Annotated in this window: 22 protein-coding genes and 1 other RNA gene; 9 read left to right on the top strand and 14 right to left on the bottom strand. The window is 43.6% G+C overall.

Features of this window, described 5'->3' with window-relative positions; all coding sequences use genetic code 11:
- Positions 1-234: 234 nt before the first annotated feature.
- Positions 235-669 carry an RNase H family protein gene (locus FKN93_RS15495; RefSeq protein WP_170905523.1) on the top strand — a complete coding sequence of 145 codons (435 nt, stop codon included), beginning with the start codon at positions 235-237 and terminating at the stop codon, positions 667-669.
- A 59-nt stretch (positions 670-728) separates the two neighbouring features.
- Here the strand turns inward: FKN93_RS15495 and FKN93_RS15490 are convergent, their stop codons facing one another.
- From FKN93_RS15490 to radC, 8 genes are all read right to left on the bottom strand, one after another.
- Positions 729-1,064 (bottom strand): hypothetical protein, encoded by a 336-nt coding sequence (locus FKN93_RS15490; protein ID WP_061056792.1) that lies wholly within the window; start codon positions 1,062-1,064, stop codon positions 729-731.
- A 299-nt stretch (positions 1,065-1,363) separates the two neighbouring features.
- Positions 1,364-2,827: a GTPase gene (locus FKN93_RS15485; RefSeq protein WP_170905521.1), complete on the bottom strand. Its 1,464-nt coding sequence runs from the start codon at positions 2,825-2,827 to the stop codon at positions 1,364-1,366.
- Between the two features lie 164 nt (positions 2,828-2,991).
- On the bottom strand, positions 2,992-4,470 hold the full coding sequence (locus tag FKN93_RS15480) for a hypothetical protein (RefSeq protein ID WP_170905520.1): 1,479 nt from the start codon (positions 4,468-4,470) through the stop codon (positions 2,992-2,994).
- A 44-nt stretch (positions 4,471-4,514) separates the two neighbouring features.
- A complete protein-coding gene (locus FKN93_RS15475; protein ID WP_170905518.1) occupies positions 4,515-5,219 on the bottom strand; it encodes a WYL domain-containing protein in 705 nt (234 codons plus the stop codon).
- 210 nt (positions 5,220-5,429) lie between these two features.
- Complete coding sequence (locus FKN93_RS15470; protein WP_170905516.1) at positions 5,430-5,678, bottom strand: hypothetical protein; 249 nt, start codon at positions 5,676-5,678, stop codon at positions 5,430-5,432.
- A 14-nt stretch (positions 5,679-5,692) separates the two neighbouring features.
- Complete coding sequence (locus tag FKN93_RS15465) at positions 5,693-6,142, bottom strand: DUF2787 domain-containing protein (protein WP_170905514.1); 450 nt, start codon at positions 6,140-6,142, stop codon at positions 5,693-5,695.
- Positions 6,143-6,210: 68 nt separating this feature from the next.
- Positions 6,211-6,645 carry a DUF2787 domain-containing protein gene (locus FKN93_RS15460; protein WP_170905513.1) on the bottom strand — a complete coding sequence of 145 codons (435 nt, stop codon included), beginning with the start codon at positions 6,643-6,645 and terminating at the stop codon, positions 6,211-6,213.
- Positions 6,642-7,103 carry a DNA repair protein RadC gene (gene radC / locus FKN93_RS15455; RefSeq protein WP_170905512.1) on the bottom strand — a complete coding sequence of 154 codons (462 nt, stop codon included), beginning with the start codon at positions 7,101-7,103 and terminating at the stop codon, positions 6,642-6,644. The genes FKN93_RS15460 and radC overlap by 4 nt, the downstream gene beginning before the upstream one ends.
- Before the next feature lie 129 nt (positions 7,104-7,232).
- On the opposite strand from radC, the gene FKN93_RS15450 reads away from it, so the two are divergent.
- The 5 genes from FKN93_RS15450 to FKN93_RS15430 all read left to right on the top strand — a co-directional run bounded on the left by FKN93_RS15450 (position 7,233) and on the right by FKN93_RS15430 (position 14,728).
- Entirely contained in the window at positions 7,233-7,448 is a 216-nt protein-coding gene (locus FKN93_RS15450) for an AlpA family transcriptional regulator (RefSeq protein WP_170905511.1), read from the top strand.
- A gap of 497 nt (positions 7,449-7,945) precedes the next feature.
- Complete coding sequence (locus tag FKN93_RS15445) at positions 7,946-8,497, top strand: HNH endonuclease signature motif containing protein (protein ID WP_170905510.1); 552 nt, start codon at positions 7,946-7,948, stop codon at positions 8,495-8,497.
- A gap of 68 nt (positions 8,498-8,565) precedes the next feature.
- Positions 8,566-9,732: a DNA cytosine methyltransferase gene (locus tag FKN93_RS15440; protein WP_170905508.1), complete on the top strand. Its 1,167-nt coding sequence runs from the start codon at positions 8,566-8,568 to the stop codon at positions 9,730-9,732.
- 87 nt (positions 9,733-9,819) lie between these two features.
- Positions 9,820-12,879 (top strand): ATP-binding protein, encoded by a 3,060-nt coding sequence (locus FKN93_RS15435; protein ID WP_170905507.1) that lies wholly within the window; start codon positions 9,820-9,822, stop codon positions 12,877-12,879.
- On the top strand, positions 12,872-14,728 hold the full coding sequence (locus FKN93_RS15430) for a response regulator receiver domain (protein WP_170905506.1): 1,857 nt from the start codon (positions 12,872-12,874) through the stop codon (positions 14,726-14,728). Before FKN93_RS15435 ends, FKN93_RS15430 begins: the two co-directional genes overlap by 8 nt.
- A gap of 143 nt (positions 14,729-14,871) precedes the next feature.
- Here FKN93_RS15430 and FKN93_RS15425 read toward each other — a convergent pair whose 3' ends face one another.
- The 3 genes from FKN93_RS15425 to smpB all read right to left on the bottom strand — a co-directional run bounded on the left by FKN93_RS15425 (position 14,872) and on the right by smpB (position 17,200).
- Positions 14,872-16,113 carry an integrase domain-containing protein gene (locus FKN93_RS15425; RefSeq protein WP_170905505.1) on the bottom strand — a complete coding sequence of 414 codons (1,242 nt, stop codon included), beginning with the start codon at positions 16,111-16,113 and terminating at the stop codon, positions 14,872-14,874.
- Positions 16,114-16,278: 165 nt separating this feature from the next.
- Positions 16,279-16,646, bottom strand: a transfer-messenger RNA (tmRNA) gene (ssrA, locus tag FKN93_RS15420).
- Positions 16,647-16,714: 68 nt separating this feature from the next.
- Complete coding sequence (smpB, locus tag FKN93_RS15415; protein WP_004395790.1) at positions 16,715-17,200, bottom strand: SsrA-binding protein SmpB; 486 nt, start codon at positions 17,198-17,200, stop codon at positions 16,715-16,717.
- 281 nt (positions 17,201-17,481) lie between these two features.
- Here smpB and FKN93_RS15410 point away from each other — a divergent pair, with 281 nt between their 5' ends.
- On the top strand, positions 17,482-17,916 hold the full coding sequence (locus FKN93_RS15410) for an SRPBCC family protein (RefSeq protein WP_004395789.1): 435 nt from the start codon (positions 17,482-17,484) through the stop codon (positions 17,914-17,916).
- Positions 17,913-18,236, top strand: coding sequence for an RnfH family protein (locus FKN93_RS15405; RefSeq protein ID WP_040904612.1), 324 nt, complete (start codon positions 17,913-17,915; stop codon positions 18,234-18,236). The genes FKN93_RS15410 and FKN93_RS15405 overlap by 4 nt, the downstream gene beginning before the upstream one ends.
- A gap of 139 nt (positions 18,237-18,375) precedes the next feature.
- On the opposite strand, the gene bamE is transcribed toward FKN93_RS15405, so the two are convergent.
- The 3 genes from bamE to nadK form a co-directional block, all read right to left on the bottom strand.
- A complete protein-coding gene (gene bamE / locus FKN93_RS15400) occupies positions 18,376-18,735 on the bottom strand; it encodes an outer membrane protein assembly factor BamE (protein WP_040904610.1) in 360 nt (119 codons plus the stop codon).
- 147 nt (positions 18,736-18,882) lie between these two features.
- Positions 18,883-20,547 carry a DNA repair protein RecN gene (gene recN, locus FKN93_RS15395; RefSeq protein WP_004395786.1) on the bottom strand — a complete coding sequence of 555 codons (1,665 nt, stop codon included), beginning with the start codon at positions 20,545-20,547 and terminating at the stop codon, positions 18,883-18,885.
- Between the two features lie 120 nt (positions 20,548-20,667).
- Positions 20,668-21,552 carry an NAD(+) kinase gene (nadK, locus tag FKN93_RS15390; protein WP_154168844.1) on the bottom strand — a complete coding sequence of 295 codons (885 nt, stop codon included), beginning with the start codon at positions 21,550-21,552 and terminating at the stop codon, positions 20,668-20,670.
- Between the two features lie 144 nt (positions 21,553-21,696).
- On the opposite strand from nadK, the gene grpE reads away from it, so the two are divergent.
- Positions 21,697-22,296 carry a nucleotide exchange factor GrpE gene (grpE, locus tag FKN93_RS15385; protein ID WP_004395784.1) on the top strand — a complete coding sequence of 200 codons (600 nt, stop codon included), beginning with the start codon at positions 21,697-21,699 and terminating at the stop codon, positions 22,294-22,296.
- Positions 22,297-22,484: the final 188 nt, after the last annotated feature.

Genomic DNA, 22,484 nt, shown 5'->3' with positions numbered 1-22,484 from the left:
GGATATTGAGTTCGCACATCTTGTTGTCTGGTTGTTGTTTTTTGGCGAAATCATTTGATCACATGACAAGATGTGTATCCAGCTTAAATTGATGATTTTTCTTAAAATCATCAGGGGATTCCTCAGTATCAAATATCCCAGTTCAAACATTCAGTACCTTCTTTTTTTACCTCAGGTTCTTATCTGTTGAAGAGAAGCAATAACGTGACTCATTAAGTTAAGAAGGTACATGTCATGATTCAATCACATTACACGCTTTATATTGGTGTTTCGGTCAATAAAGATAAAACTCAAGGAGCGGTCGGAGTGGCTATTTACGATGAGGAACATCAATTAGCTGATAGTTTCGCTGTGCTGGTGGATCGTAACATTGATAGTACGGAGTTAGAGCTTACTGCTATCGTCGAGTGTTTACGTTACGCATTTAATGACGATGTCATTTACAGCACTAGTGACTTCTGTGTGCGTGGTTATAACGAATGGCTAGATGATTGGAAGAGAAAAGGGTGGCGTAAATCAGATAAGAAGCCAGTGGCCTACCGTCAGCTTTGGCAGTTGGTGGACGAAGAGCGTAGTGAAAAGTTCGTTGATGTACGCAAACTACGTTCGTCTCCAGAATTAGATTTAGCCTATAGATTGGCAAAAGAGGAATTAGAAGAAGCTCGTTAACTTTAAAAATTGAAGAGATAGGCTCACCGATAAAGCTGGTGGCCTATTTCTTGATGGTGTTACTTTTTATAGTTAATTTCCAGTTTATCAGCCAAGGGATACTTGGCAATTTCATAATCAGGGTTCAAGGTTGCCAACTTGTGTGCAGCGATTGAGGCAGCTGAAGCCAGTCCAAAAATGGCCGCAGGACCGGATGCTAATGCGGCGACCATAGTCGCGGAACGTCCAGCGGTATACACTCGACATTTCAGTCCCTGACGTTCTATAAGATCTTCAATTTTCTTAACGGTTTGAGAGAAGTTCTTCACGTTGGTGAGCGTGAATGATTCTCGACGAGAGATGTGCTCCTTCAGAGCGGTTTCGTCAAGGTGGTGTAATACATTGCCTTTACTCATAATTTGTCCTTAGCGCTCTCGTCTGAAAGCATGATAGTGGGTTGGCGTTAGAATACGAACGAGTGAGACAGTCCATGTCTCACTGAAATTGGTTAATGTGCTTTTGTGAACTAGCTCAGATTTTAGAGTGCAGAGCCGATTTTTCATGGCTAAATTAGCAGGGATAAGAGTGGTTTTTTTGTAAATGGGTTTTTGTTTAAGTTATTGTTATTTAATGATTTTGTTGTGCCAGAAGAACGACCTAAGCGCTTTGCTTGAATAAGGGGGATTGGCTCCCCCATCTGTTGACTGTATTCGAATTACTTTCTGTGCTCGGGGCTAAAGGTGGCGAAGTTTTGGGTATCTTTACCTTGGGTTTCGAGCTGTGCTTTAAGCCAGTTAAAGATATCCAGAGTGCCAACCGGGCCATCTGAGTGTATACGGTCATCGGGGTCAAACGCGGTTTCTATCAATGTCACGCCTGCCAATCTTTGCTTGGCCGTTTCGCGCAATTTTTCCAAATCTCGTGGGCGCACCATATCGACCTTGTTTAAACAAACGACAATCGGTTTGTTTAAGCGGGTAAGCTTATTTAAGATTTGTACATCAATATCAGAAACGCCTCTGGCAAGATCTATGACCATGACAAAGATATCGACGTTGTGCAGATGCTCGTGAGTCAGGCTGTTGACCGACGGGTTAATATCATTGAAGCCCGGAAAGTTGATTAAGTTAATTGCGTAATCTTCATCAAGTGGATAGAGCTCAGCTTCACTGGTCGCGCCAGCAATCGGATCAACATTTTGTGTATCTAACCCAAATACGGCATTAAAGAAGGCATCTTTCCCAACAGAACCATCACCGACTACGCCAATACTAATTCTGTTTAGGACGATCTGCCTTAAGACTGCAATGTGAACCACTGCTGGAATGGTTTTGCGATAGGCTGGACCTGCGAGAGCGCTAGCTGCCCATACTCCACTCGCTGTCCATCCGACAGGACCTAAGAATGACGACACAGCTCTGGCTATCATTGGACTTGCAGCAAAAGGAAGCCCTTTACCAATAATGGCTTTGCTGAGCCAGTGCGCGACGATGATGGAATATTTATAGACGGCAAATCCGCCATACTTTTTAAGTAGTGCTTGAATGAGCAGTAGAGCGGGGCCTCCAATCGGTACTTCGGCATGTGATAACCCTAAGCTCTCTATGCAGGCTTTTTTCTCAGCGTCACTCATGTGCTCAAAAGCATCCGTGAAGAGCTTTTCTATGATTTTCTGCTCAAGTTCCTCAGTGGTGTATTCTTTCAGTGTGGATGGTGTGTCGCTGATACGCTGCATGACCTCATTCGTTTTGACGAATGTGTAAGTTTGCCATTCATCAGGATGGTCACGTTTGAATCGTTCAAATCCCCTTTCACTGCCCATAAAGCTCGGTTTGCCTTCATCTGGAAACAAATCATCAAGTTCGATTTTTGGCTTTACACCAATTTTTTGGGCTACATCGAGCACGACTGCTCGATAACCGGCGACATCGTCGTCCGTGTCTTTTCCTAAGGCTTCTTTAAGTTTGTTCTTTGTCATTCTTGTCGTGGTGGCAAGGGTGTTGCTGCCCGCTTTACGTAGGTGCCAAGCAATACGCTGTGCATCTTGTCGTAAAGTGTTGGGTTTAAACTGACATTCGCTCTCGCTGAGTTTGAGGTACTCCAGAATCGGAAGCACTTCTTCAGGATTGTAAGCCAGAGCGCGTTGGAGTACGTCGACTTCACTGAGGGATTGCGGCATAGGGAGGCTCCGTGGTATTGGCTATCGTGTGAGCCACCAGCATACGGATGAGCGCGACATATCGTGTCTTGCTTGTTAGCGGAGGTGAATGTCGAATAGGAGTTGTGAAAACAGTCACAAAAAAAGGTGGGAGATGTCCCACCTTGGTCGTTGGCAAGTGGTGATTAATGACCGACTAGATTTAAACAGCTAGACATGTCCATTACAGCGAGGTTGGTTTTATCCAAACCACACGACACGATATAGGTGCCATTCGCGGCGGTGTTGGTTATTATCCATAGCCCAGTCGAGCGATGCTCGGTGTAAATCATGCTGCCATCGTTGAGATATTCCCAAGCTGAGCGTATCCAACTGAGCGCGCCATATCCTTCGGTTAAATCAATCTCTGGACTAATAGTGCTGACGCCATCAAAGGCGGTCGGCGCATCAATCAGTTGATTGGTCAGGGCGTAGTTCAAACCGTCGACATTGGCGTTATCTCCTGGCTCAAAATCAAACTGAGCGTAGGTAATGTAACGGCCATATTGGTCTTTTGTCATGGCGGTGAGCGGTGTGCCTGAACGATTGGCATCGATATCGAGCGCTTCACATTCTGCCGCATCATTGACGCCACCTTGCGCGTTTATCGCAAATTCATAATAGACGTCACCGACCGTATTGCCTTTTTGATTGGCTCGCAGTTGCTTGGTGCAGTGATAAGCCGAACTTGGGTAGCTGTTCAATGTATCTTCATCCATCACCACAAACGTTTCACTGTCATTGTATTGACCAAGTGTGGTATTGGTTTTTAGGTAGTGCGTCATGGTGACAATGGTGTCTAAATCATTGCTGACCTGATACACGGTTTCTTGTGCGTATTCAGGGTGACCGACATACTCTTTTCGATACCAAGTATCCGCCACACTGATGTCATCGGAGGCCGGATTACCTAGCCAATACTCCACATACGCAACATGAGCATCGGGGTAAAGGGCTTCAAAGGCGCGAGTTTCTTCATACGCTTTCGCTAGTCCTATAGTGAGCGATTGAGCCAGTTGATGCTGCGCAGTATTGCCTTCTTTGATGAAATCCCCATACAAGTCACTGACGGCAATGTTATAGCGGTTTGCTAAACGGTACTCTTGCTCGGCAACGCGCTGTTTGATTTGCCCTTGCAGGGATGAATTGGCGGCCAGTGCTTGGCAGCCGTCCGCACCAAGTTCACTGAGCTCATTTTTTATCGCATTCCAAATCACGGTGGTAAATGGCGTCGTGTTCAAAATGTCATTGCTGTAGCTTGATGAAAATTTCGGTGGAAAGGTGAGCTGGTAGGCTTCACTGACCACACCATAGTCGGAATCGTAAGCGCCGACAGGAACATTAATAACAATTGGCGCGTAATCGGCGCAAACACTGTCTACACCTGAAAATTCAAACTGACCATTTTGGTCGGTCAGTGCCGAAGGTTCGTTGTCGTCTAACTGACCATTAAGATTGTAGTCGACAAAAGCGGTGGCCCCTTCGACATAGCCGTCAATAGCCACACCCGTGAGGTCCGCTTGACTGCCTGATGTGCTATTGCTGTCGCTACTGCCGCCTCCACATGCAGTTAAGCTGGCGGTGACCAGTGCGAGCAGCACTGTGTTTAATTTGAATGGTTGCATAATGTTGTCCTTAAACGATGAAAAATAGGGGTGACTCAGCGAACTTATCGCTGAGTGGGAATAACCGTATCGGAGAGTAAAAAGTCACTCGGGTACTCAAAAGTGAAGGTGGATATGTCCGCCTGAATAATGTCGGAGAAGGCGAGCACGTCACGTTCGTGTTTGTGCTCGTACACAAGGTAGAGCATGCCTTTTTCCCAAATCAGGCCGAGTGGGGTGAGGTAGTCTGTCTGGGTGTCATCAATGAGTGTTAAGCGAACCTGACGCTTAGCATTAATGGCTTGGCTGAGCCGTTCGAATACATCAAAGTCGTAGTCGTCTTGCTTAGGCAGCGCAAGACGCACCTCAATTTTGGCAGGCTCCATCACATCGCCAATTTGCAGTGGCATAAAGGCCTCGCAAATGCCTTGCTCAAAGTGAGCCGGCAGCAGGCCTTTCACCGATGAAAAGCACAGTCCGAGCAGCATGGTTTCCCATGAAGCGGACGAGACTTTGTTGTGGTATTTACGCTTGTAGGTGTAACTGTTACGCGCACGTTCAAACCGTTCGACTTGGAAATAGTCGGGGTAGTACATGATGACATTGAGGTAGCGCTGAATGGTGCGTTTAGTACGATTGACGCCCAGCTCGGATAAGCGAACTCGCAGCTCTTCAGCCGAGATTTCTCGCAATCGCGGAATGTGTGAATAGATTTCAAAGATGAGCTTAAAGTGCTCATCGGTTGAGAGTGTGTAGTCTGAGGGTTGCATGGCATCACCAACTTTCGTCTACCCAGCCACACGCACTGAGCGCAGTGCTTCAGTGAATGTCACGGATAGGGGTTAAACGAAGACTGGTGGCCACACAGTCTTAACGGGTCCTTATTGCAATGAGGCTAGGGTATGGATGAGCGAGACATATTCTGTCTCACTCAGAGATGGAGTTGAATAAATGTGATTGAATTAGCATTTTTCGACGCATTACTGTGTTGCTTGGCGGATTTCTTTCAATAGATAACCGCGGCTGAGCAGTTCACGCACGGCGGCCCAGTGCAGGGCCTGAGTCGATGAGCAAGACCGGACGAGCTCAAGCAAGTCATGGTCACTGTGTTCTTTCACCTCATCGCGAGCCTTTTGGTATTGAGCGTGAAGATAGCGACCACCTTTTGTGATGACTTGCAGCAAGAGCACAGACAGCACTCGGCGTAGTGATGGGGGATGTTTGTCCATGGGGTCCCTTTTGATTATTGAGCGGTGATGTTTATCTCATCAAAGGCGTCCATATCGACGTAAGCCAGAAAGTTACTTTCCCATAACTGGTACAGCTCTTTGGCATCAGGGCGGTCTTTCATGGGCAACCAACCTCGATGAGCGACAAAGAACTCACCGACACGAAAATCAAAATCTAAGCTTCGTTCAAGTTCGGGGTAGTAATTTCCGATGTAGGCAAAATCGGTAATGTACTCGATGCTCCAATCGCCGCTGGTGGTGTGACAAATACCCATCTCAACCGGATGAAAACCACCTTCATCCGCGCTGTAACTCTTATCGCGAAAGTTGAACACCAGATAACGACTGGCGGCGAGTGTGCCGCTGCTGTCATTGACTAGCTGCTTGGTGAGTTGCTTACTCAGCAGTGCATGCAGTTTGTCTGAAATCGGTAAGAGAGAAGATGTGAAGGTTAGTGAAGACATAGCAAGACCTCCTTAGGTCAGGATTAAGTCGAAAAAGAAAAAGGAAATAAAGAGGAATAGGCGCGGCGCTAAAACTCACGGACCATGGTTAATTGCACCTCATCAAACACGTTGCGTGAAAGGTGGCGAGCAAAGGCTTTCATCCACACCATGAGCAGTTCAAGTACCTCAGTGTGAGATAAGTCAGCGGCCCCCGAATCGGGCTGATAGCACCAACGATTGGCAAGATGGAAATAGAGCTCAGGTTCAACCGCGATACTGCTTTCATTGGAATAGGAAAAGCTGGCAAAACACACTACCTGCCAATCACTGAATGGTGACTCACGTTTAAACTGCACTTCAATCGGGTGCAATCCTTGTCGGTGTAAGTAATAACTTTTTTGTCGGCAGTTCAGCACAATGCGTTCAGCAGACTCTGAAATGGAGTATCGAGCCATCAACTGCTCTAGTGCCTGATGAAGGTCTCCATCGAGTTCAATGTCGCCATATCGTTGTTCAATCATAACCAGCCCCTCTCAGCAAAAGAGACACTGCCTTTACCCACCACAATGTGGTCTAGCACTCGTACATCCACCAGCGATAAAGCGTCTTTTAGTCTTTCGGTAATACGTCTGTCGGCTTGTGACGGCGTTACATCCCCTGAAGGGTGGTTATGGGCCAATATCACGGCCGCGGCATTCACTTCTAGCACCACTTTCACCACTTCTCGCGGATAGACACTGGCCACATCAATGGTGCCGTGAAACAGCTCTTTAAACTCAATTAAGCGGTTTTGGTTATCCAACAGCAATAAGGCAAATACCTCACGCTCATAGGCCCCCAGTTTGCAGCGAATGTACTCCTTAGTGGCATCTGGATTGGTGAGCGCGTTACCGCGCACGTAACGGTGAGCGAGTATCTCAGCGGCATGTTCAAGAATTTGGTTTTCTTGATAGCGCTGCTCTTTTGTGTAATCGGTCATATTAGACTCCGAGTGAGGTTCATTAACGGGATACACGTTAATGACATATGCCTGAATTTTTTTTGATTAAGCCTTGTCGCGCCAAGGCTTAACACATAACCGTCTTTTTTTACGCCAGCGCTTTATCCCATGAGGACCACAGACATAGGAGGACGTCCCATGAGATTTCTAAAACTACAAGAAGTAATGGAAAAGACAGCACTAAGCCGTTCAGCAATTTATCGGAAAATGAATGACGGAGAGTTTCCGCAATCTGTGAGTTTGGGTGATAGGGCGGTGGCTTGGGTAGAGAGTGAGGTCTATGAGTGGATGGTGCAAATCTTCCAAAATCGAAGCAGTGAATAGTCTAAGTTTGGCAGTTATAAAGCTATTTCCCAAGGGAATTTTGCCTAACAAGACCAACTTAATTGTGCAACATCAGAAGATAATGAGAGTGGATAGGGGCTTACTTTTTCACCAAAGGTAATAGGAAGGTGCTGCAATAGCAGGTTGGTACAGAAGCTAGTTTATTAGGTAGTACTAGCTTTGTTCAATTCATGGTTCTGGTTCTGTCATGTCATTCAGTGGGAAGTTATTAACATTGCGAGTACACTGATTAGGCAACTGAGAGCTATTTTGGTAACAATATAACAGTGCATAAACGATCAAACTCTCAAGAGTGTTTTTGATGAAGATGAACCATGCATTAATTTTTGAGAGCGACTATTACATCACCTAAACGACTTACCTTTGCCTAGCTAACTAGCAAGTGTGAATGCTCCTATAGGTGTCTTGTTGAGTATTTGGTCTGTTAGATAATTGATATATAAAAACAATCAATCAGCTTTTTGAAGGAGAAAGTAGTGGCGGTGTATAACACGGCTTCAGATTCTGCAAATACCGCAGTCCGAGCCTTTTTAACGAAAGTTGGTGAATACTATTTGGGTGCTTCATTCAACACAGGAAATGGCAAAGGGAAAAAGCTTTGGGAGGAAATTAAAACGGTTCGATTTGAAAACTGTTGTGCTTACTGTGGCGAAAAAAGCGAAAAGCTACAGATTGAACATGTATTGATGTTCAATCGAACTGAGTTTGGTTTACATCATCCAGGAAATATTGTTCCTTGTTGTAAGGGGTGTAACAAAAGAAGCAGGGTCAGTGGTTCTACCTATTGTGACTGGAAACAACACTTGAGAAATATTTGTACGAGTAAAGCTCAAGAGCACTTATATGCAGAAAGAGAAGGGAAGATCCTGGAGAACTTCGAACATTACAATTATCCCCGCCTTAATGAGAATGAGCGTCACGCCATTCGTGTGATTGCAAGTAGTCTTTATGAGAACATAAAAACTGAGTCAGATAAGTCTCTGGAGCTATACAAGCAGCTTGATGAAGCGTTTGTTAAAAGTGATTGACACTATTTAATGGTATTTTGTTTGCAGATAAGTAGAATGTGGCTGCTAAGTGTTTTGAGGTTTTTTTGATGTCAGTTAAAGCTATTGATTTGTTTGCTGGTGCGGGAGGGTTCACACTCTCAGCTCATGAAGCTGGCGTAGAGGTTTTAGCGGCAATTGAGTTCGATAAAGCAGCTGCAAATACTTATGATAGAAACTTCAACCAAAATCAGGAACTTCAGATTAAACTGCTTAACAGAGATATCAATCTGATAAAGCCGGAAGATCTTCGTCAAGAGCTTGAACTCAAGCAAGGTGAACTAGACTTGATACTTGGCGGGCCACCTTGCCAAGGTTTTTCAACACACCGCATTAAAGATGCTGGTAAAGATGACCCGAGAAATGCCCTTCTTCTGAGATATTTTGAGTTCGTTAACGAATTCTCACCCAAAGCTTTCTTGGTGGAGAATGTTTCTGGTCTTTTATGGAAACGTCATAAACCATTTTTAGATAAGTTCATAGCACTAGCTGAAGATGCTGGTTATGTAATTAAATTCTGCGATACAGTAAATGCGAAAGATTACGGGGTTCCTCAAAACCGTAAGCGTGTATTTATTTTTGGTATTCGAAATGATTTAGACTCGGACGAAATTGTATTCCCACCAGTAGAAACTCATTTTTCTCCAGCCTCAGGAAACAAGCCTGAATGGTTAGCAGCATCATCAGTATTTGAAAAAATCCCAGAGCATCTATACCCAGTTTACTGGGAAGACTTCTTCGATAAGAAAGATAAGCGTGATAAAGAAGAAGTGTTTAAACTTCTCAAATCACTTCCTCATGGGAAAACTTTTAAGAAGAATGATCCATGTAACATTCACATGAAGCCAAGCGACATGATGAAAGAGCGCTTTGCTGATACCCCATTAAACGGTAGTCGTGAAGATGCTGGTGAACAACACCGGCTAAAGTGTCATTCAAATGGCTATAAAGGGCACAAAGATGTGTATGGACGGATACTAATTCATACACCTAGCAATACAATCACCACTGGTTGTAATAACCCGTCAAAAGGGCGTTTTGTGCATCCATGGGAAGATCATGGTATAACGCTTCGCCATTGTGCAAGGTTGCAGTCTTTCCCTGACTGGTTCAATTTTTATGGTAGCTCAACCGAACAAGCTCGCCAAATAGGGAATGCAGTCCCACCTTTACTTGGTAAGATTCTCATTGCTGACATATGCAGTAGATTGAATTGAAGAAAGTGCCTACAATGTTAGGCACTTTTTTTTATTTTCAGTAAGCTAGATTAAATTACGAGCTTATAAATAACTGGAATCCTCTTTATGGCTTACACCTCTTCAACCTTTAAAACTAGAGCAAGGACTATTGATCACCTCGGGCGGGAGCAAATTGCAGACTGTCCGACTGCAATATCAGAACTCTGGAAAAACGCCTTCGATGCATACGCAACAGATGTGAGTCTTCATTTATTTGATGGAGATATTGATGTTGCAGCATTATTGGATAATGGACATGGTATGAGCCGCCAAGAGTTTGAAGAGAAGTGGCTTACTATCGGAACTGAATCTAAAACGGACGGATTCAAAATTATAGAAGCTGACCGTAATGGATTAAAGCATCGAGCGAAACAAGGGCAGAAAGGGATAGGCCGTTTATCAAGTGCCGCTTTAGGTCCTTTGTTGCTACTGGTATCTAAGCGGAAGAAACATAGGTTTGTCGCTGCATTAGTTGATTGGCGCTTGTTTGAAAACCCTTACATTTATCTTGAAGATATTCGAATCCCTATCACTGAGTTTGATAAATACACAGATGTGTTGGAAGAGCTTCCAACTATGTTTGATAAGCTGTTAGGAAACTTATGGGGGGATTCTGAGGCAGAAATGGAAGCTGAAGCCTCAGCACTTGCTTTAGCTGATAACATACCAGAAGAGGAAGCTCTAACTATCACGAGAGCTGTATCTAAAGCAAGAACCTCTCGTCTAGTTGCCGCTTGGGAGCAGTATAGTGATTTGGAGTTAGGAAAAGGCATTTCAATAAAAGAAACGACTAAGTCAAAAATAGAAAACACCTTGATCAAGGAAGTGTTTTCTGAGCGTCATCTTTGTAAATGGGCTGTTTGGAAAGAAGAAAGCGACCAAGGTACTGCCATGTTTACAGCGGAGCTTTCTGAGGACTTGAAAGCGCAGCTTTCTTTAACACCGCATGAAGAAGTAGGGGAAACCGTTCAAAGCTATAAAGATAACTTTTTTCAAACACTATCGAACTTTGTCGACCCATTCAGCAAGGAAGCAGAATCTAAGGCTGATAGATTTACGTGCTCGGTTACCGCTTGGCGAGGGATTTACCCAGAAACTATTATAGGGCGAGATAGGCAATTTGACCTAGCAGCTCTCGAAGAATTGGAGCATGTTATCGAAGGGCATGTCGATAAAGAAGGTTATTTTAAAGGGAGAGTGAAAGTCTTCGGCGAGTGGATTGAAGATTATATGGTCAAACCAAAGCAGGTATATAAAACGCGGAGAGATAGCGCATTTGGACCATTTCATATACGAGCTGGCACGTTTGAAATGGAGATTGGCAGCAGCTCTTTGTCGGACGAACAACATGCTCATTTTAAAGAGCAAGCAGAAAAATATGCAGGGTTTAGAGTCTATAGAGATGGACTGCGCGTGATGCCTTTTGGTAGAACTGATAATGATTATTTTGATATAGAATTTCGACGTTCAAAACATGCCGGACGTTACTTTTGGGCCAACCGACGTATGTTTGGCCGTGTAGCAATTACTCGTGAAAATAACCCTAATCTTAAAGACAAAGCTGGTCGAGAAGGTTTTATTGAAAACCGTGCTTCTAAGTTGTTCAAGGAAATAGTGTCCAAAATACTCATCGATGTTTCAAATGATCACTTTGGTACAAAAGCAGAAACCCGGAAACCAACGTTAGAATTAATCCGAGAGAAAAAAGCACTGCAAAAAGCTGAAGATGACAGAAATAAGCTGTTGTCTCGTGAGAGAAACCGCATACGCACATCAATAAAGAAAAATACTAAGTCGCTGATAAAACACATAGAGATGCTTGGAAGTTTAAAACAAAGCTTTGAAAACCGTATTCAACTTAACTCATTGGATGAGCTACAAGAACTAAAGAAAGAAACAGACTCATTAAACGAGACAACCCAAAGCTTTTCACTAAGCCCAGTTCCGCCAAACTTAGGCAGGCTTGAAGATGACTATCGTTACTATCGTAAGCATGAACTTGCGGCAAAAACGATGGTTCAACAGCTTACATTAGTAGTCAATAAGGCTTTAGAAGAAGCCACGCAAAAAACCGATTTTGAAAAAGCCAATGAAGTTTATCGGAGCAAACTCACTAGCTTGAACAATGCAATCAACCGATATGCAGCACGCGGTAAAGAAGCGTTGAGTAAGCAGATATCAGACTTCGATAGGGTGGTTAAGCAATGTCGAGATCAATATAAAATTGAAGTTGAAGGCGCTCTAGAAGATCTCAAGCTAGAAAAAATTTCGTTAGGCGAGGTTTTAACAATTCTCGATGAAACTCAACTGAAGGTTGATGTGGAAAACCGGCAGAAGTTGGGTCCGTATACGACGGCGTTAGAAAGCCTTGAAGAACAGATTGACTTGGAGGGCTTAGCTTTGCACAGCATGAATGAGTCAATTAAGTATCGAGAAGAGTTGGTTCGGCTTCACTCTCTTGCTCAACTAGGTATAACGGTAGAAATTGTGGGCCATGAAATGGAAAGCTTGGACCGAAGTGTAGATTTCGGACTTAAGTCTTTGGCTCAAACTAATTTATCTCCAGAACAAAATGATCATTTACGTCGTGTAGATGAAGCTCATCAAGCATTGATGGATAAATTACGCTTTCTTTCTCCGTTGAAGCTCTCTGGCGAGAAGGTGTCGAGAACGATTTCAGGTAAAGAAATATCTAGCTATGTTGAGGCATATTTTGGAGAGCAGTTTGAAAGAGCCAGTGTTACTTTTAGTGCGACTAGAAGATTCGAATCTATAGCTATTGTAGATATGCCATCGAGGATTTTTCCCGTATTTATCAATTTAGTTAATAATTCTTTATATTGGGTTCAGCAACATGAGTCAGAACAAAAAATCACGCTAGATGTCATAGATGGCGAAGTTGTTGTTTCAGATGATGGTCCTGGAGTTGATGTCGATGACATTGAACAGCTATTTACTCTTTTCTTTACTCGTAAGCAGCGAGGAGGAAGAGGTGTTGGGTTGTACCTATCTAAGCAAAATTTAAATGCCAGCGGCCATACAATAAGATATGAAACACGTGATCGCTACAAACTACATTCAGGGGCCAACTTTGCAATTGAATTCAAGGGGATGAAGAATGAATAGTTCGGCAGTCGTAACGGCGGTGGAGGTTCCAATCGAAACTGCACCTATTTATCATCAAATGATTCACGAAGCTTTCATTGATCCAATTAAAAACGTAACCGTCATTGATGATGAGTACCCAACATTGTCCCAATTTCTAGTTCAGTCGACCCAGGCAATACCTGATAAGCAACTGAAACCAGAGAACATCGAGCGCTTACGAAGCATCATTTCAATGTGTCATCAAGAAAAGAATTGGAGTCTGGATGTTTTTGATGGAAACGATCCCAAACTAGGAGGCTCTGATGGGGTGCCTCCTTACCTGAATCATAGTGATTTGGTTGTGTTGGATTATCATTTAGAAGGGGTTCCTACGACTAATAGTGGGGAAAGAGCTAGAAAAATTATTTCTGAACTTAAAAGAAACAACAGATTCAACATAATTCTCGTTCATACAAAAGGGTTCGATGATGGTGACATTGAGAAAGTGTTCGATGAGGTATTAGGAGAGACATTTGTATTCCCGGAAAAACATCCCTTTGTAATTGATGACGAGTCAGAAGAGCTTATTGAAGCTTGGCTTGATGACAACGATGATGGCTCTCGCTACTCATTTTTTAATCAAAAAATGGGAGTTAAAAGTGTATTGGAGCACCTGGAGTTGGGTGAAAGGAACTGTAGCAATGTAATGTTTCCGCACCATTTCTTGAATTCATTTAAACAGGAAGTTTTAGAGGTTGCCAAACTTATTGGGATCCAGCATGCAACTCTAACCAAATGGTACGTTGGACAACAACTTAAAATGCTGAAAATTCCTTTAGTTAGCGGTGCGACTGAAGACATAGCTTGGTGTTGGAAGGGGGGAGATAATCCTAACTTTATTTCTACAGGTCGAGTGTTTATCTCTGTAATTAAAAAAGGGAATGGGTCTCCGGAGGCTGAACTTATTGAACCTTTAAAAGCGGCATTAATAGAGGCAAAAACTTCACCAATGCACCTACTAATGGCAAAGATACGTGCGGATATAGATGAAAAGGGTTTGGAGCAAGCAAATAAGATTGTTGCACAAAAGGAGACCCAAGCAGGTTGGCTAAACAACTTGTTAAAAGAGGGGGCTTTGCATACTCATGATGAATTAATCCGTGCACATTGGGAGCAATTAGCTAGAGCTACGCATTTAGAACTCAGAGAGTTTTCTCAGCGCCTTGCTGGAGCTGTTACAGAGTTAGTAAATGGGGGAGTAAAAGAAGCCGCAGAGCACTTTTTTGATAAAAAATTTGATCCTGATTATACGCTGGCACACCTTAATGCTTTTAATTGCTCTCAACAGGAGTTTGGACACCACTTGACCACCGGAACTGTACTTTGTTTCGAAGAGGGCTTATGGGTATGCTTAAGCCCTGCTTGCGATTTGGTTCCTAGAGAAAGAAAAAGTTGGAAAAGTCGAATAGGCTCAGATTTCCTTGCTTTTAAAGCAGTAAAGTTGCTTCCAGTGAATAAGCTTTCGAAAGCTAACCAAGATGCAAATTCTAATAACTTTATTTATTTAGTGTTGGATGGAGAGCCAAAAGCTTTTTGTCTAGGGCAGAAGCCTAGTGATAACCCTATTTGGGATCTGTTCTATGCTTCCAATCAAGGAATATTTTCGACGGATGGAACTTTACGGGTTTTCTGTTTGCGTCAACCTGAGCAAGTTGATGAGGCAAATAGAGACGGTATGGGGAAAGTACCTCTTGAAACTCGAGAGCTACTTGCAAAGCCAGTTTCAGAGTTGAGGTATGAATATGCGCTTAATCTATTACAAAAATTTGGTTCCAATCAGTCTCGAGTCGGCCTTGGTTTTACTGAATTAAATGGTTTTATGCAGTAAGTCAGTTAGAGTTTCAGCTATATGTAAAACTTTTACTCAGATATTGTGACGAGTTAAGGAGAAACGTCACGTTATCCGTCCTCTTATTTCTAGGTATTCTGTTGTTTTAATTACCACCAGCAACGCTGGTGGTATTGAATTTGCTAAATTATAGCCTTTAACGATAAAGAGCCTGTAATTGATAGTTTTCCTTTGCTAGCCTCTTCTATATGTCCGCTCCACCAGCTCATCATTGGGCGGCGGCGTTCAAGGTAGTCAGTCCGGTTATAGGCGCTACGTACTTGGTTATCATCAACGTGGGCTAGTGATGCCTCTATTAAGTCACGGTCAAAGCCTTGTTCGTTGAGTGTGGTACTCGCTAGCGAGCGTAGACCGTGGCTAACTAATCTTCCTGCAAAACCCATACGTTTCAGAGCCATATTTGCCGTTTGGCTGTTACATGGTTTCTTTGGATCGCGATCTGAAGGAAAGATAAATTCACGATGGCCGCTTATCGGTTTCATTACTTCTAATAGCGCCAGCATCTGCTCTGTGAGCGGGATGCGGTGCTCTCTTCTTTTTTTCATTCTCTCAGCTGGAATGGACCATATCTTTTCTTCCCACTCAATCTCATCCCATCTAGCGCCTGAAGCTTCAGAAGGCCGTGTCATTGTATGAAGTTGCCACTCAATTAAACAACGAGTGGTACGCTTTATACTGGCATTGGCGATAGCTCCCATGAGCTCAGGGAGTTCTGTCGGTGCCAACGCTGCCATATTTTCTTTTTTGGGCTTTTTGAAAGCTGCACGAATACCGATCAACGGGTTGGCTTGGATGAGGCCACAGTTGGCAGAATAGTTCATTACCTCATTCAGTCTTTGAACTAAGCGCTTAACCGTTTCTAGGCTACCCTTGGCCTCTATTGGCTTAAGAAGGTCTATGACTTGTGGTGCAGTAATTTGTTTAACCGGTGTATCAGCAAGGGAGGGGAAAATGTGTAAATCAAGAGAACGCCAAATATCAACGGCATAGTCAGGAGTGATATCGTGCTTTTTGATTTCAAACCATTCTTTAGAAACGTTCAAAAATGTATGTTCATGAATCGCTTTGTGTTCCTGTAACTTTCGCTCTTTATGTTCCTGAGGATCAATTCTTTGTGCGATCAACTCTCTTGCTTCTAGAGCACTTTTTCGTGCTTGTACAAGAGAAACATCTGGATAGCGTCCTAAGTTGAGATTTGCTCGTTTGCCATTTGTTGGTCTGTAGTAATTGAGTTGCCATTGTTTAGAGCCACTTGGTAAAACCCGTAGTTTTAGACCTTGGCCGTCAACAAGGCTGTACTCTTTTTCTTTGGGCTTCGCATTTTTGACTTCTGTTGCGGTGAGCGGTTTCGTTTGTCTAGGCATGTTAGGAACCAAAAATAAGGAACATAATACTAAGGTTCCTACAATGGTTACTAAAAGTCAAAGATGTAGTGAAACGTCCTGAGATACCATGATACTATAAGTTGTTGATTTGTGGTTGTTGCAGGCAAGAAAAAAGACGTCCTGAGACGTCTTTAAACTATGAATTGGTGGAGCTGGCGGGATTTGAACCCGCGTCCGAAAATCATTCATCATTGGTACTACATGCTTAGTCGATCTTTAATTTCACCGTCAAACTGCGAACCGACACGCTATCTAATGGCTATCCTGAATTTATTTTAATGCTTTGTCTCTCAGGCGGGAGACGCGGCACGAGCTTGTTTGGTTTTGACTCTCTGTTATTCCCCGTCTTACGAGCGGAAGCTAGGGCAGAAAGGCTCTCAGCAGGGTATTAAGCTGCTAGTGCGTAGTTTTCGTCGTTTGCGACTATTTTTTTGCGGTTTGTTAACGAGGCCTACCGCACCTCGGCATGCACCTCAGACTTCAAAATTCCCGTCGAATCCAGAATCAGCCCCAGAGGTAGTTGGTGCATAGTACCAGAATCAAAGATTCTGTCTAGCATCAAATGGTTAAGTGGTTACAATTAGCGCAATGAACTCTTCATCACACGTGCTTTTTCTCTTGCCCAGTCTTTTTCTTTGAGATCATCACGTTTATCGTGCAGTTTTTTACCTTTTGAAACGCCGACTTTGATTTTGACCCAAGAGCGTGACCAGTATAACGATAGTGCCGTTAACGTCATCCCTTCGCGATTAATGCGGCCAAACAGGTTATCGAGTTCACGGCGGGAAAGCAGTAATTTTCGAACACGAGTTGGGTTGGCAACCACGTGAGTTGAGGCTTGTTGTAATGGAGTAATCGTCATACCCGAGATAAAGGCTTCGCCGTCTCGCAAGAAAACATAGCTTTCAGCAATATTCGCTTTACCTTGACGGAGGGATTTTACTTCCCAGCCTTGAAGCTCTAAACCTGCTTCCACTTCATCTTCGATAAAGTATTCATGGCGAGCTTTTTTATTGAGCGCGATAGTGCTACTACCCGCTTTCTTCGTTGATTTTTTCTTTACCATAGTGGATGCATTTTACGGATTGGTTAAAAGTTAAGGAATGTTTTTTCTTGCTGTAGCATAAGGATATCCCTAAGTAACTTCAAGCAGTTCAAGGTGCAATCTGTCAGTAAAGCGAGTCGTGAGCGGTATTTTGCGCTTTATTGACCCCATTGATTGGCATTGGCTCATGTTTAGACGGTGCTAAACGTTAACTTTGGTCAGAAAGCGCACTGAGCTTGAGGTGAGCTAGGGATAAACGTACAATTCGGACTATCGTAATCGCTGAGATAAAAGAGGAAATAATGAAGCAAGTCTGTCGCTCGGCTTTAGTATCGTTTAGTGCTGAGCAGATGTTTCATTTAGTCAATGATGTGGCGAGCTATCCCGAATTTTTGCCGGGCTGTTCTGGCTCACGCATTTTAGAGTCTTCAGCAGATAAAATGATCGCCTCGGTCGATGTATCTAAAGCGGGGATCAGCAAAACGTTCACTACAGCCAATGAGCTGCGTCCTGCTGAGTCGATCATCATGCATTTGGTTGATGGCCCTTTTCAAACTTTGCGGGGAGGTTGGTATTTTACCCCATTGGATGAGCATGCCTGTAAGGTTGAGTTGAAGTTAGAGTTTGAATTTTCCAGCAAAATGATTGAACTCGCCTTTGGAAAAATTTTTACAGAGTTGACCAGTAATATGGTTAATGCGTTTACCCAACGAGCGAAGCAGGTGTACGCCTTATGAGTATTGAGTCAGATAGGATTCATGTGGAAGTGGTTTATGCATTGCCTCATGAACAGCGGGTGATGACGTTAGTTGTCAATCGCCATATGACGGTAGAAGAAATCATTCAAACATCGGGCATTTTAAGTCTTTACCCAGAGATCGATCTTAGTAAAAACAAAGTTGGCGTCTTTAGCCGTAATGTAAAACTGGATGCGACGGTACGAGATCATGACCGAATTGAAATTTACCGTCCTTTGTTAGCCGATCCTAAAGACATTCGCCGTAAGCGTGCTGAGCAAGCCAAATTAGCCAGTTCAAGCGCGACTAAGAAAGCCTAGTCATGGTTTGAGGTTGGGTTTGTGATCGCTCGGTGAGTGATTGTTCGCCTTAACGACTAAAAAGCCCATCCAGATTATGAACAACTGGATGGGCTTTTTGTATAGTAATCAGTCTGTTTCAGATCATCAGTGAGTTGCTTTAATTGAGGGTTTCAAAAAAGGTGTCGCTAGGCTGAAAATCACCAGACAGTTCAATCAGTTGACCTGCATCATTAAAGTTTACGATTAGGTTTTTTTGCACTGATGGATTGTGACCGGGAGTATGATGGTAGATGTAGTACCAAGTATTAGGAAAGCCATTTTCGATCAGCATCGGTGAACCTAAAACAAAACGGACTTGTTCTTTGGTCATGCCAAATTTGAGTTGTTCAACAGCTTGTTGCTCAACGTAATTTCCTTGGTTTATATCAATACGATACACCAAACGTTCTAAAACAGAGCAGCCGGATAACATCGTCACGGCAAGAGGGATGGCAACAAGCCATTTGGTTAACTGCATAGGTAATATTCTACTACTGGTAAGTGTCAAAACTAGGGTGATAATAAACAAGCCCAGAGCAGAAGTAAAAACTTCACGCCACTCTGAGCTTGTTCAGACTACAAATTTTGAATTAGGTTGCAAACCTTAGCAGAAAAAATGTTTTTATTAAGCTGCAATCAGTAATTCTTTGGCATTCGCTAAAGTCGATGGTGTGATTTGACTTCCACCGAGTAAGCGAGCGAGTTCAGCGATTCTTTGTTCTTCACTGAGTTTGACCATTTGCGTTTCGGTCTTGCCGCCTTTGGTCTGTTTGGCAACAAACAGTTGATGATGACCACAACCAGCGACCTGAGGTAGGTGAGTAACACAAAGGACTTGGGTCGATTCGCCTAACTTACGCAGCATTTTTCCAACCACCGCAGCGGTTGGCCCAGAAATACCGACATCGACTTCATCAAATATTAAGCTCGGAGTATCAATTTTTTGAGCGGTAATGACTTGAATCGCTAGCGAGATACGTGATAACTCACCTCCAGAGGCAACTTTGGCAATCGGTTGTAATGGTTGTCCTGGATTGGTTGAGACTAAAAACGTTACATGATCAAACCCAAGCGGAGAGGGTTGCCCTTGATGCTGAACCACATCAATTTTGAATTGCGCTTTTTCCATACTCAGTTCATGCATACTAAGACTGATCAGCTTATCTAACTCCTTGGCATAACGACTGCGTGATTTATGGAGCTTTTCTGCGCAGCTTGCAAAGGTTTGGTAGTGGACAGCGACGTCATTTTCCAGTTCTTGAATTTTTTCTTCGGAGCAATCGAGCAAGGCAATTTGCTGTAAAAGTGCTTGATGATGTTGATACAATTCTTCTGGCAGAACATGGTGCTTACGGGCGAGCGAGAGCACCCGAGAGTAACGCTCCTCAACGTAAGACATGCGTTCTGGGTCAACATCAATGTGATCCAAATAGGCGCGTAACTCGTTGTTGGTTTCTTCAAGTTGAATCATGGCTTCGTTGAGCATAGTCGGCAGCGTGTTCAACTGAGCGTCCATTTCGGCCAGTTCAATCAAGGTATGGCTGACGGTCTGCAATAAGTTCAACGCATTCACTTCTTCACTTTCATACAGTAAGTTAATCGCTTTTTGGCAGTTAATAGCCAGATCGCCACTGTTGGATAATCGTTTATGCTCTTGTTCTAATTCGATGAATTCTTCTTCACCTAGCGCCAGTTCATTGAGTTCTTTGATTTGATATTCAAGAAGCTGTAATTGAGCTTGGTTCTGTTGGCTGTTTTCACGTAACTGTTTTAAATGGTGGTTAACTTGACGCCACTGTTGGTAGGCCAGTCGAGTTTGCTTGAGTAGATCAAGATGTCCGGCATATTGATCGAGCATAGCCAGTTGCAATTCGGGTTTCATCAGTTGCTGATGGGCGTGTTGACCGTGAATATTGATCAGCAGTTGGCCTAGCGATTTTAGTTGCGAAAGAGGGACTGGACTGCCGTTAATAAAGGCCCTTGAACGCCCATCTTTACTGATGATTCTACGCAAAATGCACTCTTTACCATCCAGTAAATCATTGTCTTCTAACCATCGTGTGGCGTGCAAATTGTTATCAAGAATAAAAGCGGCGCTGACTTCCGTCTTTTCTTCATCTTGACGCACCATGCTGGCTTCGGCTCGCCCTCCTAAGCATAAACTGAGAGCATCAATCGCAATGGATTTACCCGCACCCGTTTCACCGGTGATGGTGGTCATACCTTTAGACAGTTCAAGTTGCAGTGATTTTACAATCGCAAAATTATTTACACTAAGATGAGCCAGCATTTGTGCACCTGTATAATTAAACAATACTGTATATAGCAACAGTATATACTGTTTCTTTATACAGTAAAGTTGTCCAGGAGGAAAAATTTAACTCAGATCACGGCTGGTCAGTGGTAAACATTAAAACAACTTACTTGACCAGCCTAATTTATTACGTAATACACGATAATAGCTGTAATCTTTGGGGTGAATCAGCCTGAGTACATTTGGGCTTTGGTAAATATGGACTTCATCACCGGGTGAAACAGGCAACGAAACCTGCCCGTCGCAGCTGACTTCTTGAATCCCTCGGTTATCTGGTGATACAACTAACTTAATGCGTCGATTGCCATCAACCACCAAAGGGCGACAGGATAAGGTATGTGGAAACATGGGGACTAAAGTAATCGCATTTAAACTGGGCGATAAAATCGGTCCGCCCCCTGATAATGAATAAGCGGTTGACCCAGTGGGCGTTGAGACAATTAAGCCATCAGAACGCTGTGAAAAGGCGAAGTTATCATCGATATACACCTCAAACTCGATCATATGTGCGATTTTTCCAGGGTGCAGGACCGCTTCATTGAGCGCTGCATTATGGCTTTTTACTTGGCCATGACGATGAATTTCTGCTTCGAGTAGAAAACGGGTTTCTTCAATATAATCGCCAGCTAATACGGCCGTTAATTGCTCTTCAAAGTCATCCGGATTGAGATCGGTTAAAAAACCAAGGTTGCCACGGTTGACCCCAATCACCGATATATCAAAACGTGATAGCACGCGCGCGGCACCAAGCATGTTGCCATCTCCTCCGACCACGATGGCTAAATCAGCCACCTTGCCAAGTTCTACTAAGCTGGCAAAATGCTCGCTAGGGATATCGGTTAAAATTTCACGCAAACGATCATCAATCAGTACTGACTTTCCCATCGAGGTGAGCCAAGCGTACAGTTCGTTATGTGTCTGAATTGCTTGTTTATTTCTTGGTTTACCTATGATCGCGATCACTGTAAATGGATTTTTCATACGTTTTCCAACTGAATTGGGCTTGAATCAGAATTCTTCATCCCCATAATAAGGGCAAGTGACGCTTTTATGCGAATGTTTGTGTCAAGAAACCAAGATAATGTGGTTCTTTTGCACAATCTTGATAGGAATTCTGGAGAGATCATGAGCCAAGAAGAGAAAAAAATCCAAGAAGAAGAACTGCAACAAGCAGTAGAAACCGAAGCTGACGTTGTGGGAACCGATGCCGATATTGATTGGAACCACGAGGTTGACTCAGAAGAAGGCCAAGAAACGAAAATTGCTCAATTAGAAGCGGCGTTACTGGCCAGTGAAGCTCGCGCTAAGGAAAATCATGAAGCGATGCTGCGTGCCTTGGCTGATGTCGAGAACATGCGCCGTCGCTCCGAGCAAGAAGTCGATAAAGCGCGCAAGTATGCTCTTGGCCGTTTTGTCGAAGAGTTACTGCCGGTGCTGGATAATATTGAGCGCGCGATTGACGCGGCAGATTGTGAAAACGAGGTGATTAAACCTTTCCTTGAAGGGGTTGAGCTAACGCATAAGAGTTTTGTCGATGCGGTGACGAAATTTGGCGTGTCGGTCATTAATCCTGAAGGTGAAACCTTTAATCCTGAGTTCCATCAAGCGATGTCGATTCAAGAGAGCGCTGATCATGCATCGAATACCGTGATGTTTGTGATGCAGAAAGGTTATGAACTCAACGGTCGCGTTGTTCGTCCGGCGATGGTGATGGTTGCTAAATAACGTCGTTGATTAACAACGGGTTATTGTTGTTGAAGCGAAGTCAGTTAGGCTTCGCTTCTTGTTTGTGCGCCGAGCATGGCGTTGATCTAGGAGGTGAAAGTCCTCTACGGGCTCAGTCGAGCGGGAACCGTTAGCCTATGCAAGGGTGTTCATCGTGAGGTGAAATCTGAAGGAAGCAAATGGCAAAA

It is taken from the genome of Vibrio sp. A8-1, assembly GCF_013048685.1.
Lineage (GTDB): Bacteria > Pseudomonadota > Gammaproteobacteria > Enterobacterales > Vibrionaceae > Vibrio > Vibrio metschnikovii.
This window is presented reverse-complemented; position numbering and strand designations above follow the sequence as displayed.